This window comes from Pseudomonas viridiflava, from assembly GCF_900184295.1.
Lineage (GTDB): Bacteria > Pseudomonadota > Gammaproteobacteria > Pseudomonadales > Pseudomonadaceae > Aquipseudomonas > Aquipseudomonas viridiflava.
In genome coordinates this window covers 1,555,196-1,573,536 of sequence record NZ_LT855380.1, presented here as the reverse complement: position 1 = coordinate 1,573,536, position 18,341 = coordinate 1,555,196, and the positions used below count along the sequence as shown (strand labels likewise).

Genomic DNA, 18,341 nt, shown 5'->3' with positions numbered 1-18,341 from the left:
GCTTTTTGACCTTTTTAATTTAAACCTCCACTCTATTTTGATAAAAAACTAAGTTTTCGAAAGGTCTTCACCAGACGCTTAGATAAATAGCATTATACTCGCGAGTCTTAAAACGCTAAAACTTCAACGCTCGCCTTTCGAGTCCGCAAGCCCGTGGCAAGCAGAAAGTTATTATCGCTAAGCCTACAAACCACCCTAAAAACCACATCTAACTTAGCCAAATAAATCTGATGACTTTCTGACTACTTAAATGATAATATCAAATAGCCACCCTGAAAATCCGCTTATGTGAAGTAAACAATGAAAATTACAAAATTCCGGATAAAGAATTTTAGGTCAATTATTGATACCGACTGGCGCAATTTTTCGGCTGACGGCGTGACTGTACTTGTTGGTCAAAATGAATCAGGAAAAAGTGCAATCTTAGAGGCATTGAGCCTAACCTTTAGCCGAAGTCACATAACAAATGACGATCTACGTTACGACTGTGAGCTTCCGGAAATTTGGCTTGCTCTAGAGTTTAGTGAATCGCAGTTTGATAAAGCACTCGTCGGAAACGCTACAGAAGAAGATATAAAAACAATCCAAAATCATTTTAAAAGAGTAGGCCATCGTACGCAATGCTTTTTCAAATGGTATGAAGATCCTGAAGCTCAGGACAGAAACTTTAGTTGTGAGATAGACCTGAACGAGCCTGAGCTCTCTAGAGCCGCTATGGAATATATATCCAAAGAAGGTGAAAATCTACAGCCGACTCAAATCTTTCGCACATCGCCGCAATTGCGATATTCAGGATGGCCCCAACCTTCACACTATTCCAATCAAGCTCTGGCTTATTACCAAATACAATAGAAATTGACTCTAGCTTTAATCTTGTAGGCGAAGGAAAATCTGCTGCCGACAACCTCTTAACGATAGCAAACATAAACCTGAAAGACTTAATAAAACAGGACAGTCGAACCCAGGAGTCCAAAATAGCTCGAGCGATAAACGAAATAAACTTAGAACTTAAAGATCTATGGAATCAAAAGATAGGATCCAACAACAAGATAAAGTTAGAATTCAGCTTAAAACATCATGCTAACAACTCATCCAAAAAAGCCGGCGACCCATACCTCACCTTTTGGGTATCTGACGGAATGCATAAGTTGCATCCTAAGCAAAGAAGCACTGGAGTTCGGTGGTTTATTTCCTTCTATCTTCAGCTAAAAGCGTCTCAAAAACACAGTGAAAAGCTGCACTTCTTATTAGACGAACCAGGCGCAAATCTTCACGCCAATGCTCAAAAAGATGTTTTAAAACTAATAAATAGACTCAGCAAAGATATCCCTATAACATACAGCACTCATAGCCCAACACTTATTGAATATGAAAAACTCTACCGAGTTTACGCTGTTCAAAGAGGCAATGATGAGATGGAAACACCCACAGAACTAATCGAAGCTCATCATCTAGGCGCGGCCTCTAGCGATACACTATCACCGATACTTACCGCAATAGGCACAGACTTCTCACAACAAAACGTAATCCAAAAAACTAACAATATAATTTTAGAAGAACCGAGCGCCTTTTATTACCTTTCAGCTTTTTGGCTACTTTTAAGAATACCTAAACGAATAAACTTTATTTCCGCCACGGGCGCGAATAAAATTCCACCACTAGCTTATATGTTTACAGGATGGGGACTGAAGTTTTCTGTAATCGTGGATGATGACAATCAGGGTAGACAAGTTTTCAACCAGTTAAAAAAAGACTTGTGGGGCGATGAAGACAATATTGCAAAAAACAATGCTTATAAATTAAAGGGTTGCAATGGCATCGAGGATATATTTTCTAAGCAGGACTTTGCAACTCACGTCTTGAAAAATGAGCTCCACATTCTTGATTGCGCCCCTTCCGAAATAGTGAAGCTCCCAAAGTATTCAAAGCCGATTTTAGCTTATAGCTTTTATCTATCTGTCAAAAGTAAAGAGATCGAACTAGATCGACTAGAAGAAACAACAACAAAAAAAATCAATGAAGTATTCAACAATATTCTTAACTTGATAGAAATCCAGAACTCCGGAAATTGATATATATGACGGAGCGTGATGCGCTCCGCCTATAACACGCCAATCACCAACGGTCCATATTTTCACCATTACTAGCGCTCACAACTCTGCAAATCAACCTTTCTAAGGTAAGATCGAACAAAGCCACTGTTAACTCCAACTCATCTGAAAACTTGAAGCAAGATGTTTCTATTTGAGAGCAATCAACTTTCGGATAAATCAATACCAAATCACCCTTTCCTAATAAATACTTATGCCCGTACGCAAACATCTGGTAGAAATCCGCATGATCCAACCTATAGTTTTTTTCATCTATTTTGCCATTTATGCGCTTCCATTTGGTATCTAATACCCATCTCTTTGCACCCTGAGCAATCATCAAGTCCGGTTTTAATTGAAATACATTTCTGCCTTGATGCGTACAAAGAAACTTATTACTGAATTGCGTATGCAGCGTCGCGCCAACAGGCAACGAACTCTTCAAACACGCAGCCACATACCGCTCAAACAACTTCTCCATCGGAAACAGCAAGCTCATCCCCCGCCACTCCCCAGATACCGCCAAAGGCGTTTGCTGCTGAATGATTAGCTCACACCAAGGCTTCACAGGCTGGTAGTGAGCCATCAGCCGATCACGACGCCATTGCTTGAAGTCCTGCGCCGTGTCCTTGCTGCTAGGAACTTCCAATAGCATCGAACGCAGTTCATGAGAGAGACGCCAGTTCCCTGGATCTCGTGCGGTCTTGCAGACAATCTCCAATGCTGTTTTGAGCAGGCGATTTTCTGGTCTGTCCGGAAGGAACACGTCATGACGTATCTGAAAATGATGCCGCCTACCGGAAGGCTGACGCATTTGGCGGGCCGTATTCAATTGTCCGCGTAGGTAGCGCTGCTCTTCTTCAACTTGCTGATAATCAAAGCGCATACCGCGCTTGATGAGGTGGTCGAGCGCATCGAGAAAGCTGCTCATTACCCACTCGGTCAGCGGAGCATCAAAGCGTTGAAGTGCCGCCGCTCCGACTTTGCGAGTCGGTAAATCTAAAGACTTCTGAATCATGCGCTTCAGCAAGGCACGGCTTTGCTGGATGCAGTCGCCATCCTCAAAGTGCTTAGGCAGAATTTCGATACGCATGCCGCAGGGTGTTTCTAAGACGCCGACGTAGTTATCGAGTTTCAGCCAACGACGGTCCTCAATCTGTACCAACGCAGCGCCGGCCTTGCTAAAACGCGCGTTGAGTTCGCAGAGCCAATCGAAGGCCGAGGGCGACACCTGAGCGATGTCGAGGGTCGGGCTGTGAATATGGCTTGTGGTAAGCCGGGCATATTCACGAACCGTTATGCTTTTCACCTTTGGGCCTCGTTCAGGGCTTTGATAACCCTGGCTCCGAGATGACGCGTGTTAAGGGCTCGTCCGGTTTCGAACTCGAGTGCAATACCGTATTTCTTAGCCAGCTCCTTCAGCACGGGCATAGCGGTCTTTACCCGTACCCCATCCCGAAAAACCTCAATGGTTCCCGATACCAATCGTCGAATCTTGATGCCATCCTCTTCAACTTCTTTAAAAGCCTCCGTGGGCTTAGCGTGAGCGAGATGGTCAATAATGCCAAGGTACGCTTCTACTCGCTCAAAGGCGTCAGGATTCAGACTCCAAGCACCGTTATGAGAGGTAGGCACAGAATCACCGAATAAACCAATAAGGTCCTGCTCTGGCTGAATGAGAAACTGATTCTCTGCAGATTTACGCTGATCATTCAGTACCCATTGGATACGTTGCCAGTCCTCAAAGAAATATTCTTGAAGCAGCGGCAGGATTTGCCCTCGGAAAATGCTTTCTAGCAAATCTAAATTCGGGGCAGATTTAAGCGGTAAAAAATACGCATGGCCTAGTCGGTGGTCCCGATCAAGCAACGCCTCAATACGCAGGTTCAGCACGCGGAGCAAATCGTCTATCGCGATGCCTTCAACCTGTACGCCTTCAAGCAATTCAGGACTCGGCGGCACTTCGACAAAGGTAAAACGACGTCTAAGAGCAATATCCATCGCTGCCAGTGACCGATCAGCGGTGTTCATAGTACCGATCAAGTAGACGTTATCTGGAATGCGGAAGCGCTCCTTGGAGTAAGGCAGTGTCACCTCTAGCGCTTCATCTGCCCCCGCTCGCTTGGATGGCTCGATCAACGTGATGAGCTCGCCAAAGATGCGTGAGACGTTGCCGCGGTTGATCTCGTCGATGATCAGAACTTTGGCAGTGCATTGCTGAGCATGGCCAGACTCAAACAGACCGTCTACGTTTTTACCGAGCATGTGCTCGACCATCGAGGGTAAAAAATTCTTGTAGCCGTTCACTAGAAACGGGTCGAGGATTGAGCCGGGCACCTTCTTGTCCCACCGACCGTTTCCCAGTTCTTCGATGGTGAACGTTCCTGCGTCTACGTAGGATGCGAGCGTATTGAGCAGGCTCATACCGATCGGCAGATGCTTACCTTGGGGTTTCTCAATCTCAACGACATCACGGGTGGCTCGGGTCACCTTGTAGCCTGTGCCATACCGATCACCTACTTTGAAGCTCCGGTACTTACCGTCCGACTCACCCGCCGCTGCTTCGCAAAGGCTTTTAAAAACCCCCGGCACAACGTCATAGCGCAACTGCCCCTGCTCATCGGTAGTCGCACGCAGCCCTTCGACGAAATCCTCATAGCTAAAGCTTTGGTGAAAGGTGACAAAGCGCACATCGCCCGCGGCCAGAAGCTCATCAAAACGCTTTTTCCAAGCCGTTCGATCGTCCGGATTTCTGGCGAGAAAAGGCTGATCAAGGATCTGCAACGTCGCTTCGACTGTGGCGTAGGTTTTCCCCGTACCGGGCGGACCGAAGAAAATCTGATTAAGCGAAGGCATTGCGGAACGTCCTTGTAGGAAAATTCCGTCAACAGTATCTAGATTGCCAGCATGGGTAAAGCAAAGGGTTGGTCGTTCTGGAGATTGTGCGAGGGCGCGAGAATGTGACGCGGAGCGTCACGGGCTGCATTCCCACGCTGGAGCGTTGGAACGATCAGATTGAGTCGTCTGAACGCTACTCAAACGAACGGAAAAGTCTGACATTAGCGCCGTCCTCTATCCGATAGCAGGGCGTTACGTACGCGTTTATCTTAATCGCCGGTGCCTAAGAAACACCCAACGTAGACACAGTGACTTCAGCATTAGCTCTGAATTTTTCGTTCTATTCGAACGCGAACTCAGAAATGCCGAGCCGCTCCGTTGGGATTTCTTACGCCCGCTCTACGTTGGTCTTAGCGCCATTCCAAGTCCTTTGTAGAGGTTCAGCATGTTCAGCGACAGATTCAAAGCACAGGCTCATCAACTTCAAGCGGAAACATCCGCCTACGTACCCACCCTCTTCCACCGCCACAACCGCCCTCTCCAAGCCCTGCTCTACGAACACCAACCCTGGTTCAGCGCCCGCAATCTCGGTCGTCTCATCGGCTGGCCGTTGAACGAGCGTACGATGCGCAAGCTCGATACGGACCAGTACCGGATGATGACGCTTGAGCAGCACAGCGGCCCTGAGCCGGAGTTGATGGTGAGTGAGTCGGGGGCTTACGCGATGTTGGTGCATCACTATCACGCGGAGAATCGCGGATTGCGGCAGTGGTTGACCCACGAGGTGGTGCCGATGCTGCGGGACGCCGAGGTGCCGTCTGATGATCACGCGCCGCACCTGAGCATGCTGCAATGGCCGGGGTTGTCGGTGAGTGTGTTGCACTGGCAGAGCGAGCCGTGGATCAGGCTGCGGGACATGCCGTTGATGCTGGCTCATCCGCAGATGCAGATTGAGCCGACGCCGCGACACGTGAGCAAGCGGTGGTGGCGTTCGGCATTGCCGGTGTTTCGGCTGGGGTGAGTGTGATGAGGTGGCCGTCCAGATTGGCGGCCACTGGTTTGGATGTTCAGCCGTTGCGCTGAGCCGCGCTGTGGGGAAGTCGATGTTGCGCGTTTGCAGCCCGCATCGAGCTAACCCTTCTTGCGCTCCATCGCCAGTTCCGTCAGGGCGATCATGCGGTCGTCGCGGGTCAGTACGTTCTGGGCGTAGCCACACAGCAGGTACAGGAAGAGATTGACTGCCGCCAGGGCGAACACCCAGTCCAGGTAGAGTGCGAACGAGCCCATGCCGAACAGGGTTTTGTACAAGCTGATCAGCCCGGCCGACAGGGCAAGCAAGCCCGGGGCTATGCCGATGCTCTGCAGTACGCCGGTGACCAGACGCAGGCGTCTCTCAAAGCCGCTGCGCTCGTTTTTCAGTTCAAGCACGCCAAGTGCCAGTGTGTGACTGGAAAGCGATGTCAGGAGCGGTAGGAATTGTTCGTCGATGAGCAGGCGGGTTCTGATGTTGATGCCTGCCAGACCCGCGAAGGGTGCAGCCAGTACATTTCTCACCGAATCTCGGTAACGCCCGATGCACAGGACCGGGTAGACAAAGAGCGTCCCATACGAAACCGCGATCAGTCCCCAACTGGTGTAGTAGATCCAGCGCATGGGTTCGATCAGGCCTGCGAGTGCAACCAGTACGGCGAGGAACAGCGGAGCAGTCACGCAGAACCAGAAGCGTTTGGTGCTCATCTGCAGTCGCCTGCTGGTGCTGTGCTCCTGTCGTAGCGTATCAACGACATGCCTGTCGGCTTGTTCGATCTGGGCTTTGATGTGCAGGTACTGTTCGATTTCGTTGCTCATGGCTTTCCTTGAACGACTGTGAACGCAGTGGGTTGGCGTTCGGGCGTTCATCAAAGCGCAAAGCAATCCGGGCGCTAATGACTGGAGCCTTATGATGATGTCAGGCAAGTCTGATTAGGTTATGGGGTGCTTCTTACAGCGCTGAAGAAGCGTCCTGACCAAAGCATTTCAGGTCTGTTTGGATCACGGCGGTGGCATTGTTCGCCAAAGGTATTTTCAGACGCGTCCTACATTCATTCCGGGATCCCGAAAATACACTGCCCGTTCTCTTTTTCAGGACGATCGCAGCATGGCGAACCACGGCTACATGACCATCAAAGGCAAGGATCAAGGCCTCATTTCTGCAGGATGCTCTAGCCCCGAGTCGATGGGTGCGAAATGTCAGGCGGGTCACCTGGACGAGATCATGGTGCTGTCGCTGACCCATAACATGAGCAACATCGACAACATCAAGCACGCCACTCACCGACCGGTTGTCATCACCAAACACGTCGATAAATCCTCCCCAATGCTCGGTCAGGCGCTCGCCAATCGGGAGCCGGTTGATTGCACAATCGACTTCTATCGCACCTCGTCCACAGGCGTTCAGGAGAAGTTCTACACCGTTGAAATCCGGGAAGGCATCATCGCCGACCTGACACTCGACATGCCCCACGCCATTCTGCAGAACGACGCAGAACCCCAGGAGCACGTCGCCATCCGCTACCGCGACATCATCTGGACCCATCACCAGGGAAACACCAACGGCTACGCCTCGTGGATCGCAGAGGAATGAGCCTGCCGGAGAGGCAACGGTCGTCCGGGCACCACGACCTGTGGCGGGTCAGCGAGGCGGCAGGCCGTCTCGCAGGACAGGCCTGTACGGTGTCTGCCCGGCACATCCGCGACGGGACGCTCAGGCTGCAGTTCAATCGGGACGTGGCCTATTACGCGCAAGGGATCGTTCGGGATGTGGAGGCCGGCAGGAAGAGTGTTGATGAGGGGCTGGAGGCGATTGAGGCGGCGCAGCGTAGCTTCGTAGACCAGTCACTTGAGATCGGTAAAAAAAGCGTCGGCATCCTCGCAGGGACTCTGCAGGTCACTAACGGTGTAGCTGTGTGCTACGGCTCCGCAGGGACGCTCTGCCTAGTGTTTGGAGTCCCTCTGATGGCGCATGGGGCTAACAACATCTATGAGAACGGACGCAATCTTATCGAAGACCGCTCGGATACACAGGGGCCGACACGAAAGGCGTATCACGCGCTTTCGAAACTGGCGGGAGGGACGGAGTTTCACGGCAACATGGCTTATGGGACGGTAGACTTGGGATTATCTTTATATGGCATGGGGAGGCTGGTCGTGAAGCCGGAAGCTTGGAAATTATTCGAATATGTCAGAGCAGATAAGATTAGAGGGTATCAGGACATTTCTGGAAAGGTTTTCACCGCCGAGCGAGGTGGCGACACACTAACACTCGAAAGCTTATATAAAGAATGGGACAAACACCATGATGATTGAAGCGCCCATTTTTTTAATATTTATTGTATCAAGTATCGTTTTCTACCTCCCGGCCCTGTGGACGCGTTACGCGTGGTCAGGCCCTCGATTTACACTAACCAAGTACTGGACCAACATCACATACAATATATTCTTTGTCTATCAGCACATGCGCTTCATAAACAAGAACAGCATACCCTTCTACGGAGAGCAAGACAGCTCAATACTGGGCATATTTTCTTTGATCATGATTATTGCACATGCGTGCGCTCATACTGTCACGTGGGACATCAAATCTTGGCGTTCAAGAAAGGCAAAATATTAGCAATCGCCTTGGGCACGTATGATCTCGGGATGTCGCTGTATGGCGCGATCAGACTAGTTTTAACACCACGACCTGATCACAACTGGGGCAGCTTTGGTTCATGTGAGGTATGCTTTTGAACGCTTTATCGAGTCATATTGCATTTATAGCCGTAACACTATTGCTGCTCACCCCTTCAGTTTGGGCAAGATATGCTTTCTCAGCTAAAAACTTCTCGACACCCAAATTGTTGCTTACATTGGCCTACAACGTATTCTGCGGCCATCTGTATTTGAAATACGCGAAATATGGAACGTTGCCTTTCGATATCCCCCTGAGAAGTATAGCGCTGAGATGGCTCGCGCTATTCATTCCGCTGGCGTTCGCACTTCTATTGCCTAAGCCACGGATAAAAACAAGCACCTGACAGGCTTAACGAAAACTCACAACACACTCTCTTTTAACCGGATATCCATCGATGAATGAAACAGCCATATACGTTATATTTTTGGCTTCCAGCATAGTATTTTATCTGCCTGCACTATGGATGCGTTACGCGTGGTCAGGGCAAAAATTTACGACAACCAAGTTCTGGACCTCCAACCTATACAACATATTTTTTGGCTACGTACACATGCGCTTTATAGAAAAAAACGACATCTTTTTTTACGGTCATCAAGACAGTTCGATTCTTGGATGGTTTTCACTAGTAATGATTTTGGCTCATACCTGCGCCCACACTGTCACGTGGGATATCAAACCTTGGTACTCAAGAAAAAATCGAAACCATTAGACTTTCAAAATGAAATCGCCCACACCGGAGCTTCCTGAATGACGCAACTCATCGAGTATACGGCCTTCATCATATTTTCAACGACGCTTTTCATGATCACGCTCTGGATTCAGCGTGCTTTTTCGGACACTAACTATTCCGACTTAAAGTTCGCCCTGTCTATTTACTACAAGATCATACCTATCTTCATACACACCTATATTCAGGCAACGCAATCAGTGTATTTTTACGGTCAGCTGAAAATTTACGTTCCCGGCTGGCTGACGGTAGTCATTATCAGCGCTCACCTGTTCTGTATACCGGTACCCCACGTACCCTTCCGGTGGTTCCTGAAACGAAAAGTCGACCCCCGAATTCGCGTTTACAAATAGCGATCACCACCTGAAAGGTGGTGAGACACGTCCTTGCCATCAAGCTACCGACTAAACCGCTCCGCCAGACTGTGCAGGTACTCTGCCATGCCTTCAAGCTCGCTGCTGATCTGCGAACCCTGTTGAGCCTGGCCTGCGCTCTGATCGCAGAGTTGGGCGATGCGGGTGATTTGCTGGCTGATGTTTTCTGCTACGTGGCTTTGTTCTTCGGAGGCGGATGCCATTTGTTGACTCATGCCGGTGATGCGGGTGACAGACTGGCTGATGCCGTCGAGCGCTTTTTGCACGGCTTCGACGCTGGCGACGCTTTCCTGTGAGATCTGCTCGCCCTTGCTGGCGGTCTGCACGGCGCGGGAGGCGCCGTCGCGCAGGGTGGTGATGATCTGCTGGATCTGTTCGGTCGAGGACTGGGTGCGTGAGGCCAGCGAACGAACTTCGTCGGCGACCACGGCAAAGCCACGGCCCTGCTCGCCTGCACGCGCTGCCTCGATGGCGGCGTTGAGCGCCAGCAGGTTGGTCTGCTGGGCGATGGAAGTGATGACGTCCACCACACTGCCGATGGACTGTGTCGCATCGGCAAGGTCACCGACAGCCTGACCGATCTCGGTCACAGAGTTGGCCATGTGACGGATCGCCAGCAGGCTTTCGTCCGCCAGTCCACGCCCCTGCTGGGCGAGTTTGTCGGCTTCTTCGGCGGCGTGGGCGGTGTTCTGTACGTTGTGCGTGACTTCCTGAATGGTCGCTGCCATCTGGTTGATGGCCGTGGCGGACTGGTCTGCTTCGCTGCGTTGCTGGTCGAGCGATTCAGCCTGCCGAACCGACAACTGCGCCGATTGCCCGGCGTGCTGCTTGACGCTCTCGCCGGTGTCGACAAGGCGAGTCAAGGCGGCCTGCAATCGAGCCTCTGCGCTGAGCATTGCCAGATCGAGCTGGCCTTGCGGGCCTCGGTTGTCGCTGTAGGTCAGCGCAACCAGCGCACTGGTGAATGCCTTGGGGTGCTCTTCCAGCGTTTTGCGCAGGCTGTTGCGATGGCGGATTTCGAGAAAGCTGCCCAGTGCGAGCAGCACGACGAGAATCATGACGAACGAGGCCTGATCGTCCAGCAGGTACACGCCAGCCATCAACGCCAGCGCACAGAGGATCATCGGCAGTTGGCGGACGAGGTGATAAGCAGCGGCGCTGACTTTGGAGACTGCCGACTTGCCAGCCCGCAGGCGCGCATACAGTGCTTCTGCGCGGCGCACCTGGTCGCGGGTCGGCAGGGAGCGGACAGATTCGTAACCCACGATGCGGCCGTTTTCGTACACCGCAGTGACGTAGGCGCTGACCCAGTAATAGTCGCCCTGCTTGGAGCGGTTCTTGACCACGCCCATCCAGGGTTTGCCCTGTTTGATGGTTTCCCACATGTGGGCAAATACCGACGCAGGCATGTCGGGGTGGCGCACAAGGTTGTGCGGCTGCCCGATCAGTTCTTCACGCGTGAAACCACTGAGCGACACGAACGCATCGTTGCAGTAGGTGATGTGACTGTTGAGGTCTGTAGTGGAAATGAGACGCTCAGACGCTGGAAAGGTCCGTTCTGTCTGGGTAACGGGCAAGTTGACACGCATTGAACATCCACTCCCTGGTAAATGCGAAATATCCTGGGGCACGCCTTGAAGGTGTAGCACACACCCACCAAGTCACAACCGATCGTGCAGCGTCCCTATATCGTCCGGCAGGGCGAGGTCTTGAGTCGATGGGCGGTTTGGCGCGCTTTACTTGGTGGCCTCGTTCTCTGCACCATGCCGCCTTTGAATCGATTACTCGTGTACTGAAGGCTCCCATGGCGCGCAAGACTCAACCTCCCCTGCAGGCTTTCATTGGCGCGATACGCAGGCTGGGCAAGGCCGTAGCGACGATTGTCAGTCGTCGTAAGCCGGACGCTGGCAATGAAAAACGGGACGAGCCTGTTGTGGAGGCTGCGCCACTCGACGTCAGCGAACAGGCTGTCGACACGAAGGCAAGGCCTCGCAAGCGGAAGTCCAAACCGACAACGCCAAAACCCGAAACAAAACCCGCCACGCCCAACTGCCCACACTGCAAAAAGCCCATGGTCATCAAAGTGGCGCGCACCGGAAAGAACGCGGGAGAGTTCTGGGGATGCGTGGCGTACCCGAAATGCCGCGGGATTCGGCCGATTTTTCGGAAGGAATGAGGATTCGCGCGCCTACGATCCTGAATCCGCATCGCGGTCTTGATATGACGCAGAGCTTCACGGGGCTGCATGCCTACGCAGAACACTTATCGTTATGCACAAATCGACCTGAAGGAATGCGGTATCTGAAAGTGGGAGCGGACTTGTCCGCGAATACTGCGTTTCAGACGCGACATCTTCATCGGATGTACCAGCTTTCGCGGACGAGTCCGCTCCCACGGCCGAAATTGTGCTCGCCCCAGATACTCATCGCGACTTTTGTACCGCTCGTTCCCACACTCTGCGTGGTAACGCCTCTCAGGCCGCTCCGCGTCCGGTCTTGAACTCACTTGGGCCCTCCCAGTTTCAGCAACAGCTATTCCCACCTCAGGGCACTTTTTCCTGTCGGCCTGCTCGTATCCCTCAGGCACAATGCTGTCCATCCAATATCAGGCAATCAGGGAGTTCCTATGCCGTCGTTCAGTTTTAAGGCAATTGTGGTGTGCATGGCGTTGGTCGGCACGCTGGGGATGGTCAACGCTCAGGCGGCGTCCAAGACTCAGGCTGCTGCGCCAGCAGCGGCGACGACCCAGAAGGCTTCGCTGCTCGGCGGCAAGCTGGCGTTCACGCTGCCAGCAGGTTTCGTGCAGGGCGACATGCCCGAGATCGACGAAAAAGCCAAGGCTCAAGGCGTGACAGGCTCGCTGTACACCAACGCGGCTGAGAAGCGTGTGGTCATCGCGACAGAGACACCGCTGCCGTCTGGCGTTGAGGTCGGTGACAACGACAGCGTAGTGCTCGACGGTCTGGTCGCTGGCACCATGGCTCAGCAGGGCGCGGGCTACAAAGACTTCAAGAAACTGGGCGAGAAGAAGATCGTCAAGAAGAACGGTCTCGGCATTCGTCAGGTGGACACCTCGGCCACCATGAGCGACACCAAGGTGTTGAGCACAACGATCATGGCGGCCTCGGGCAAACGTGCAGCGGTTCTGAATGTGGTCTCCAACGCCAAAGACCCCAAGCAGCACGCCGCACTGGTGAAAGCCGTCATCGGCCAATAACCCGTAGCCCCGTCAGTCCACCCGCAAGGCGCCTGACAGCAACGCCACCAGACCCTGCACCTTGGGCAGCGATTCACGGCTGCGCGGCCAGGCCAGGTGCAGGGCCAAGCCGTCAGTGGCCAGATGAGGAAGGATTTCCACCAGTTCGCCGCGCTGCAACTGGTCCTTGATCAGCCAGGTCGCCAGTTGCGCGATGCCGCAGGCCGACGTCACGGCAGCGACCTGAGCTTCCCCGTTGCCTACCACGATACGGGCTTCCACCGCCCGTGTTTCAGGCTCACCCTGCGCATCAACGAACAGCCAAGGACTGACAGTGCCATCGCCTCGACCAAACAGGATGCACGCATGGTCGACCAGATCCTCGAAAGTACGCGGCATGCCGTGGCGTTGCAGATAAGCCGGCGCGGCGCAGAAAATCACCCGTTCGGTCCCCAGGCAGCGATGCGCGAGACCTGCTGGCCAGATCGCCGGACCACCGATACGCACCGCAAGGTCGATGCCCTCCTCCAGAATGTCGACGAAGCGGTCGGTGAACGTGACATGCGGGCGCAGTTTGGGATGACTTTCGGCAAACGCCAGAATCTGCGGCAGTACGTGCAGTCGGCCAAAGGTGGCGGGCAGGTCGATACGCAACTGACCGGCCGGTTCAGAGCACTGCGCGGCCAGGGCAGTTTCCGCTTCTTCCAGTTCGGCCAGCATGCGCGTGCAGACAGCATGGTAGGTCGCGCCCTCCTCGGTCAGCGCCAGGCTTCGGGTCGTACGCTCGAACAGACGCATGCCCAGGCGGCTTTCCAGACGCGCCACACTCTTACTGACGGCCGAGTTGGTCAGGCTCAGGCGCTCGGCGGCGGCCGTGAAGCTGCCTGCGTTGGCGACCGCGACAAACGTTTCAATGCCTTTGAGACGATCCGTAGAAAGCATGGATGCTGACCATTAGTGAATTTAATTCGGCAATGTACGGAAAATTCGCCACAGATAGGAAATGGTTTCTGAAATATGCTGGCACGCTATTTTCTATCGGGTTTGTGTCATGTCGTCTCAAGAAACCACATCCGCCGCCGCGAGCGAACGCTCGACCGGGGCCGGTCTGTCCATCGCCATTCTGGCCTTGGCCGGATTTGTGATCGTCACCACTGAATTTCTCATCATCGGTCTGCTGCCCGCACTGGCTCGGGATCTGGGCATTTCGATCTCCAACGCCGGGCTGTTGGTCACCCTGTTCGCCTTCACGGTTATGCTGTTCGGCCCACCGCTGACGGCGATGCTCTCGCACCTGGATCGCAAGCGGACGTTCATCGTGATCCTGCTGATCTTCGCCGCCTCCAATGCACTGGCGGCAGTGTCGAGCAACATCTGGGTGCTGGCGCTGGCGCGCTTCATTCCGGCGTTGGCGTTACCGGTTTTCTGGGGTACGGCCAGTGAGACCGCTGGGCTGATGGCAGGCCCCAAACAGGCGGGCAAGGCCGTTGCTCAGGTGTATCTGGGCATCTCGGCGGCCATGCTGTTCGGCATTCCGCTGGGCACGGTGTTTGCCGACGCAGTGGGCTGGCGTGGCGCGTTCTGGGCACTGACGGCACTGTCTGTCTTGATGGCCGTGCTGCTCGCCTTCTCGATGCCAAAAATGGCACCCACCGAGAAAGTCGGGCTGGCTCAACAGGCCAGAATCCTGCGCGACCCGCATTTCATTGCCAACCTGCTGCTGTCGATTCTGTTGTTCACCGCGATGTTCGGCGCTTACACCTACCTGGCTGACACGCTGGAGCGGATCGCAGGGATCGAGTCGGCGCAGGTGGGCTGGTGGCTGATGGGCTTTGGTGCAGTCGGCCTGATCGGCAACGCACTGGGCGGCCGCTTCGTGGATCGCAGCCCGCTGGGTGCGACCATCGCTTTTGCGCTGTTGCTGGCGCTGGGCATGACGGCAAGTGTGCCGGCCGCAGGATCACTGCCATTGCTGGCCGTGGTGTTGGCGGTATGGGGCATTGCGCACACCGCGCTGTTCCCCATCTGCCAGATCCGGGTCATGAAAGCCGCACCGCAGGCTCAGGCGCTCGCTGGCACATTGAACGTGTCGGCCGCCAATGCAGGCATCGGGCTGGGGTCGATCATCGGTGGCGTCACCATCGAATACCTGGGCCTTGAAGCCGTCGGCTATGTCGCTGCCGTTGTCGCCGTGCTGGCCATCGCGCTTGCCTGGCTGACAATGACGCGCAAAGCCAGAACGTCCGGGTCAGCTGTTCCAGCGTAACCCATGTGCCTTGGGGCCGCTTGTCGAGCACGTCGGCAAGCGGCCCCACTGGCTTGGCCATTCTTTTGAAGACCTGCGCTGCGCCTCTCCATCCAAATCGTCTTCGATGCGACCGCTAATGGCAGCAGCATGAGTTGATGTGCATGAATAATGGCAAAATGCTCTTCCCATGGCATTTGTGACACGCCAAACTCTACCCTTTCGGTCAAGGATGAAGGTTTCTGACCGGTTCAATCAGATTCCGGTAAGCGTTATGAACCGATTTCAAGGCAAAGGACTGGCATTCGCCAAGCGAATCTATGCGCCACGAACGGTCGGCGTCAGCGTGGGCTTTCTCACCGTCGCAGCCTCCCTGTTTCACCTGAATGCCGCGCCATGGCTTTGGGCGTTGGCATTTTTCAACGCGCTGATATGGCCCCACGTTGCCTACTACCTGGCCAGAACATCCAGGCAGCCCTACCAGGCGGAATGGCGCAACCTGCTGACCGACTCGTTCTGCGGCGGCTTCTGGATCGGTGCAATGGGGTTCAGTGTGCTGCCCGCGATCACTGTGGTCGCGATGATGGCCATGCACAACATCGCAGCGGCCGGCCCACGCCTCATGTTAAGGGGCTTCGTCGCCCAAGCGGCAGGCATCATGGTTTCACTGCTGGTGCTGGATCCGGTGATCAATCTCGAAAGCACCCCGATGCAGATGTACGCCTGCCTTCCGGTACTGGTGATCTACCCGATCTTCATCGGCTGGATGAGCCATCAGGTCACGCTCAAGCTGCGTGAACACAGGAACATTCTGCACAGGCTCAGCCGCACCGACAGCCTGACCGGCCTGCTCAACCATGGCGCCTGGAAGGAACTGCTTGATCTCGAGTTCGCAAAAAGCCGAAGCCTGAGTCAGGACTGCGTGGTCGCACTGTTCGATATCGATTTCTTCAAGACGATCAACGACACCTACGGCCATCTGGTGGGCGACACCGTGCTGCAGAGCATCAGCCAGGCGATGGTGGACAACCTGCGCAAGAACGACGTGACGGGACGCTGCGGCGGCGATGAGTTCTGCGTGATCCTGCCGGGTGCCAACACGGCGCAAGCCCGCAAAGTGCTTGAAAAGCTGCGGCTGGCCATCGATGAACTCACCTACTCCCTGCACGAAGATTTGAAGGTCAGCCTCAGCATCGGCGTTGCGGCTTATAACCACGGCCTGAATGACACATCGGCCTGGCTTCACGAAGCCGATAAAGCCCTCTACCTCGCCAAGAGCACAGGCCGCAATCGTGTGGTCATTGCGGATGACATTCGCGCCGACTGTCAGGACATGAGCGTTCAGACGTAACGAGTCAGCGCTTGTCTCCGAACAAAAGCGCAAACAGCGACTTGAAGCTTGTGACGTTCATCGCTTTGAACAATGCCGCCCGCATGTCGTCACGCAGGGATTCGACGGTGACAGGCTTGGGTTTGGTGGTTTTCGTTGCAGTAAATCCGGGCTCATTCTCCCGACCGCTGTTGTGACCGACGGCATACTTCTCTTTTGAACGAGTCACCACAAAATTGTTTTTCAAGTACTCACGCTTTGCAAATCTGGGCATCAGCGCCTGAGGCTCGTCGTTCTTGCTGGAAAAGCGATTGATGACCTGCTCCATGAATTCAAAATCGTTGTGATACATGGAGCTGTAATCCTTATCTGTGATGTAGCGAATAAATCCTTGATCGAGCCTTGTCGTTCGCAAAGCCTCACTCTCTACAATGCGTTTGGCTGTTGCCGTATCCTTTTCGGTAAAACTGAAATAAACCTTATGGCCTTCGCCGTCGTACCTCATGCCTTGATTATCCCGACCACTGATACGACCGTTGTCCTTCTCTCGGTAATGAGCCAACTTGAAACCCAGTTCGTCGACGTATGCAAGGTCAGCACCCTCGCTTGATGCCCAGGCATACGCATCTCCCAGAAGCGCCCTGTCGTTCAGCGTCAAAAAAGAAATATCCGGGTAGGATCTTCCACACTCCGCCTTTCCCAGCACAGGTAAATCACGATTTGGATCGGTTACATGAAACAGCCGTTGGCGCAGAATTGCTTCTCCACTGATGGAGACATCTGAGCTATTGTCCGGCGACTTAACAGAAATAGCTGAATAATCCTTGGACATTGAAGCTTGAAAGGCTTTAACCGTACCCAGCTGGATTAACGAATTCTCTATGCGTTTCAGTTGCATAACTTTTCCTTGAAAAACCCCTGACACTAATTCATCAGGGGTCATTACTCAGTAGGTCAGGTGAAAAGTAACCGTGTCTCGTCCCAGTGGCCTGATAACCGTTGCACCTCCTTCCACGCTATGACGAATTTTTATACTTGTATTGTATTCAAACCCTAGATTATTAAAACGCTCAGTGTAGCCATTGACGCCAGGGGTTATTTTGTCACATTCAATGTCATTAACTCCGGTTGTCTGATAACAGATTTCAGCAGTGTGATTTATAGCATCAGGGAAAGACGTGACATTCCATGACACCCCCTTCAACCGTGACCTCATAACGGCTTTTAAAGGATAATCCGAGAAACGTAATCTATGCATAGAAATAGCAGGCGTATACGGCGCGATTATAATTCTAGGTGCTTTAGTGCTAGTCACCGAAAAATCTGCAGCAATACCATCCATAGAAACCAACAACAAAGTCAAAGACAATACAGCCTTCATGGGACCTTCCTTAATTAAGATTATGACTGTACGAACTCAAGCTATCGCACAATCTTTTCCATTTCAGTCATCAGGGGCCTTGAACCAAAACCCCAAACAAAAGTAACTGGGGAATCCTCATGAAAACCCATAAATAATTACTGCAATCTCAATTTATCGGCCCACAAGCTCTGCACCCATGACTCAAGATGCAAAGTATTACGACCCAAAAAAGCAGCAAACACCGTCGCCTAAAAATAGAAAATATTGAATAATTTTCGGCACCTGAAAACCGATATAAATAATTACCACAGACTCTTATTATCGGAATGTAAAATTAGCCATGCCTAATCCAAATGATTCGCGGCGCAGTTTAAGTGGAGCGCTATCACGCCGGAGTCCAAGCGGTAATCGAGCCATTTTTGCTGATGAAAAACTCATACCCGATGTAAGGATGCGAACGTTCGAAC

16 protein-coding genes and 1 pseudogene are annotated in these 18,341 nt (G+C 53.0%); 9 read left to right on the top strand and 8 right to left on the bottom strand.

Features of this window, described 5'->3' with window-relative positions; all coding sequences use genetic code 11:
- Nucleotides 1–300 precede the first annotated feature (300 nt).
- Together CFBP1590_RS07450 and CFBP1590_RS07445 are read left to right on the top strand one after the other, a co-directional pair.
- Complete coding sequence (locus CFBP1590_RS07450) at nt 301–852, top strand: ATP-dependent nuclease (protein WP_088234765.1); 552 nt, start codon at nt 301–303, stop codon at nt 850–852.
- Nucleotides 795–2,072 (top strand): ATP-dependent nuclease, encoded by a 1,278-nt coding sequence (locus tag CFBP1590_RS07445; RefSeq protein ID WP_088234764.1) that lies wholly within the window; start codon nt 795–797, stop codon nt 2,070–2,072. Before CFBP1590_RS07450 ends, CFBP1590_RS07445 begins: the two co-directional genes overlap by 58 nt.
- Nucleotides 2,073–2,115: 43 nt before the next feature.
- Here CFBP1590_RS07445 and CFBP1590_RS07440 read toward each other — a convergent pair whose 3' ends face one another.
- Together CFBP1590_RS07440 and CFBP1590_RS07435 are read right to left on the bottom strand one after the other, a co-directional pair.
- Nucleotides 2,116–3,399, bottom strand: coding sequence for an McrC family protein (locus CFBP1590_RS07440; protein ID WP_088234763.1), 1,284 nt, complete (start codon nt 3,397–3,399; stop codon nt 2,116–2,118).
- Nucleotides 3,396–4,946 (bottom strand): McrB family protein, encoded by a 1,551-nt coding sequence (locus tag CFBP1590_RS07435; RefSeq protein ID WP_088234762.1) that lies wholly within the window; start codon nt 4,944–4,946, stop codon nt 3,396–3,398. Before CFBP1590_RS07435 ends, CFBP1590_RS07440 begins: the two co-directional genes overlap by 4 nt.
- A 427-nt stretch (nt 4,947–5,373) precedes the next feature.
- On the opposite strand from CFBP1590_RS07435, the gene CFBP1590_RS07430 reads away from it, so the two are divergent.
- Complete coding sequence (locus tag CFBP1590_RS07430) at nt 5,374–5,949, top strand: BRO-N domain-containing protein (RefSeq protein WP_088234761.1); 576 nt, start codon at nt 5,374–5,376, stop codon at nt 5,947–5,949.
- 110 nt (nt 5,950–6,059) lie between these two features.
- On the opposite strand, the gene CFBP1590_RS07425 is transcribed toward CFBP1590_RS07430, so the two are convergent.
- Nucleotides 6,060–6,776: a hypothetical protein gene (locus CFBP1590_RS07425; RefSeq protein ID WP_088234760.1), complete on the bottom strand. Its 717-nt coding sequence runs from the start codon at nt 6,774–6,776 to the stop codon at nt 6,060–6,062.
- 289 nt (nt 6,777–7,065) lie between these two features.
- On the opposite strand from CFBP1590_RS07425, the gene CFBP1590_RS07420 reads away from it, so the two are divergent.
- Together CFBP1590_RS07420 and CFBP1590_RS07415 are read left to right on the top strand one after the other, a co-directional pair.
- Nucleotides 7,066–7,551, top strand: a complete 486-nt coding sequence (locus CFBP1590_RS07420) for an Hcp family type VI secretion system effector (protein WP_029242450.1) — start codon at nt 7,066–7,068, stop codon at nt 7,549–7,551.
- Nucleotides 7,548–8,273: a DUF4225 domain-containing protein gene (locus tag CFBP1590_RS07415; RefSeq protein ID WP_088234759.1), complete on the top strand. Its 726-nt coding sequence runs from the start codon at nt 7,548–7,550 to the stop codon at nt 8,271–8,273. Before CFBP1590_RS07420 ends, CFBP1590_RS07415 begins: the two co-directional genes overlap by 4 nt.
- A 1,491-nt stretch (nt 8,274–9,764) precedes the next feature.
- Here the strand turns inward: CFBP1590_RS07415 and CFBP1590_RS07400 are convergent.
- Together CFBP1590_RS07400 and CFBP1590_RS28690 are read right to left on the bottom strand one after the other, a co-directional pair.
- A complete protein-coding gene (locus CFBP1590_RS07400) occupies nt 9,765–10,799 on the bottom strand; it encodes a methyl-accepting chemotaxis protein (protein WP_407072054.1) in 1,035 nt (344 codons plus the stop codon).
- Nucleotides 10,800–11,048: 249 nt separating this feature from the next.
- Nucleotides 11,049–11,330 (bottom strand): annotated as a pseudogene (locus CFBP1590_RS28690) (PAS domain-containing protein); the annotation flags it as partial.
- Nucleotides 11,331–11,545: 215 nt separating this feature from the next.
- On the opposite strand from CFBP1590_RS28690, the gene CFBP1590_RS28340 reads away from it, so the two are divergent.
- On the top strand, nt 11,546–11,917 hold the full coding sequence (locus CFBP1590_RS28340) for a topoisomerase DNA-binding C4 zinc finger domain-containing protein (protein WP_088234756.1): 372 nt from the start codon (nt 11,546–11,548) through the stop codon (nt 11,915–11,917).
- 449 nt (nt 11,918–12,366) lie between these two features.
- On the top strand, nt 12,367–12,957 hold the full coding sequence (locus CFBP1590_RS07390; RefSeq protein ID WP_025994739.1) for a DcrB/PsbP domain-containing protein: 591 nt from the start codon (nt 12,367–12,369) through the stop codon (nt 12,955–12,957).
- A 12-nt stretch (nt 12,958–12,969) separates the two neighbouring features.
- Here the strand turns inward: CFBP1590_RS07390 and CFBP1590_RS07385 are convergent, their stop codons facing one another.
- Nucleotides 12,970–13,878, bottom strand: coding sequence for a LysR family transcriptional regulator (locus CFBP1590_RS07385; protein ID WP_029242442.1), 909 nt, complete (start codon nt 13,876–13,878; stop codon nt 12,970–12,972).
- A gap of 109 nt (nt 13,879–13,987) precedes the next feature.
- On the opposite strand from CFBP1590_RS07385, the gene CFBP1590_RS07380 reads away from it, so the two are divergent.
- Both CFBP1590_RS07380 and CFBP1590_RS07375 read left to right on the top strand, forming a co-directional pair.
- Nucleotides 13,988–15,202, top strand: coding sequence for an MFS transporter (locus CFBP1590_RS07380; RefSeq protein ID WP_088234755.1), 1,215 nt, complete (start codon nt 13,988–13,990; stop codon nt 15,200–15,202).
- Between the two features lie 253 nt (nt 15,203–15,455).
- A complete protein-coding gene (locus CFBP1590_RS07375) occupies nt 15,456–16,532 on the top strand; it encodes a diguanylate cyclase (RefSeq protein WP_029242440.1) in 1,077 nt (358 codons plus the stop codon).
- 4 nt (nt 16,533–16,536) lie between these two features.
- On the opposite strand, the gene CFBP1590_RS07370 is transcribed toward CFBP1590_RS07375, so the two are convergent.
- Both CFBP1590_RS07370 and CFBP1590_RS07365 read right to left on the bottom strand, forming a co-directional pair.
- The gene (locus tag CFBP1590_RS07370) at nt 16,537–17,409 is read right to left on the bottom strand and encodes a hypothetical protein (RefSeq protein ID WP_063625693.1); all 873 of its coding nucleotides are present in this window, start codon (nt 17,407–17,409) and stop codon (nt 16,537–16,539) included.
- Between the two features lie 48 nt (nt 17,410–17,457).
- Nucleotides 17,458–17,892 (bottom strand): hypothetical protein, encoded by a 435-nt coding sequence (locus CFBP1590_RS07365; RefSeq protein ID WP_088234754.1) that lies wholly within the window; start codon nt 17,890–17,892, stop codon nt 17,458–17,460.
- Nucleotides 17,893–18,341 lie beyond the last annotated feature (449 nt).

What these genes read in the sequence shown, in the direction of transcription:
- CFBP1590_RS07425 (WP_088234760.1), bottom strand. Translation starts at nt 6,776, where the DNA reads ATGAGCAACGAAATCGAACAGTACCTGCACATCAAAGCCCAGATCGAA.
- CFBP1590_RS07450 (WP_088234765.1), top strand. Translation starts at nt 301, where the DNA reads ATGAAAATTACAAAATTCCGGATAAAGAATTTTAGGTCAATTATTGAT.
- CFBP1590_RS07385 (WP_029242442.1), bottom strand. Translation starts at nt 13,878, where the DNA reads ATGCTTTCTACGGATCGTCTCAAAGGCATTGAAACGTTTGTCGCGGTC.
- CFBP1590_RS07375 (WP_029242440.1), top strand. Translation starts at nt 15,456, where the DNA reads ATGAACCGATTTCAAGGCAAAGGACTGGCATTCGCCAAGCGAATCTAT.
- CFBP1590_RS28340 (WP_088234756.1), top strand. Translation starts at nt 11,546, where the DNA reads ATGGCGCGCAAGACTCAACCTCCCCTGCAGGCTTTCATTGGCGCGATA.
- CFBP1590_RS07415 (WP_088234759.1), top strand. Translation starts at nt 7,548, where the DNA reads ATGAGCCTGCCGGAGAGGCAACGGTCGTCCGGGCACCACGACCTGTGG.
- CFBP1590_RS07435 (WP_088234762.1), bottom strand. Translation starts at nt 4,946, where the DNA reads ATGCCTTCGCTTAATCAGATTTTCTTCGGTCCGCCCGGTACGGGGAAA.
- CFBP1590_RS07400 (WP_407072054.1), bottom strand. Translation starts at nt 10,799, where the DNA reads ATGATTCTCGTCGTGCTGCTCGCACTGGGCAGCTTTCTCGAAATCCGC.
- CFBP1590_RS07380 (WP_088234755.1), top strand. Translation starts at nt 13,988, where the DNA reads ATGTCGTCTCAAGAAACCACATCCGCCGCCGCGAGCGAACGCTCGACC.
- CFBP1590_RS07420 (WP_029242450.1), top strand. Translation starts at nt 7,066, where the DNA reads ATGGCGAACCACGGCTACATGACCATCAAAGGCAAGGATCAAGGCCTC.
- CFBP1590_RS07365 (WP_088234754.1), bottom strand. Translation starts at nt 17,892, where the DNA reads ATGAAGGCTGTATTGTCTTTGACTTTGTTGTTGGTTTCTATGGATGGT.
- CFBP1590_RS07390 (WP_025994739.1), top strand. Translation starts at nt 12,367, where the DNA reads ATGCCGTCGTTCAGTTTTAAGGCAATTGTGGTGTGCATGGCGTTGGTC.
- CFBP1590_RS07370 (WP_063625693.1), bottom strand. Translation starts at nt 17,409, where the DNA reads ATGCAACTGAAACGCATAGAGAATTCGTTAATCCAGCTGGGTACGGTT.
- CFBP1590_RS07445 (WP_088234764.1), top strand. Translation starts at nt 795, where the DNA reads ATGGCCCCAACCTTCACACTATTCCAATCAAGCTCTGGCTTATTACCA.
- CFBP1590_RS07430 (WP_088234761.1), top strand. Translation starts at nt 5,374, where the DNA reads ATGTTCAGCGACAGATTCAAAGCACAGGCTCATCAACTTCAAGCGGAA.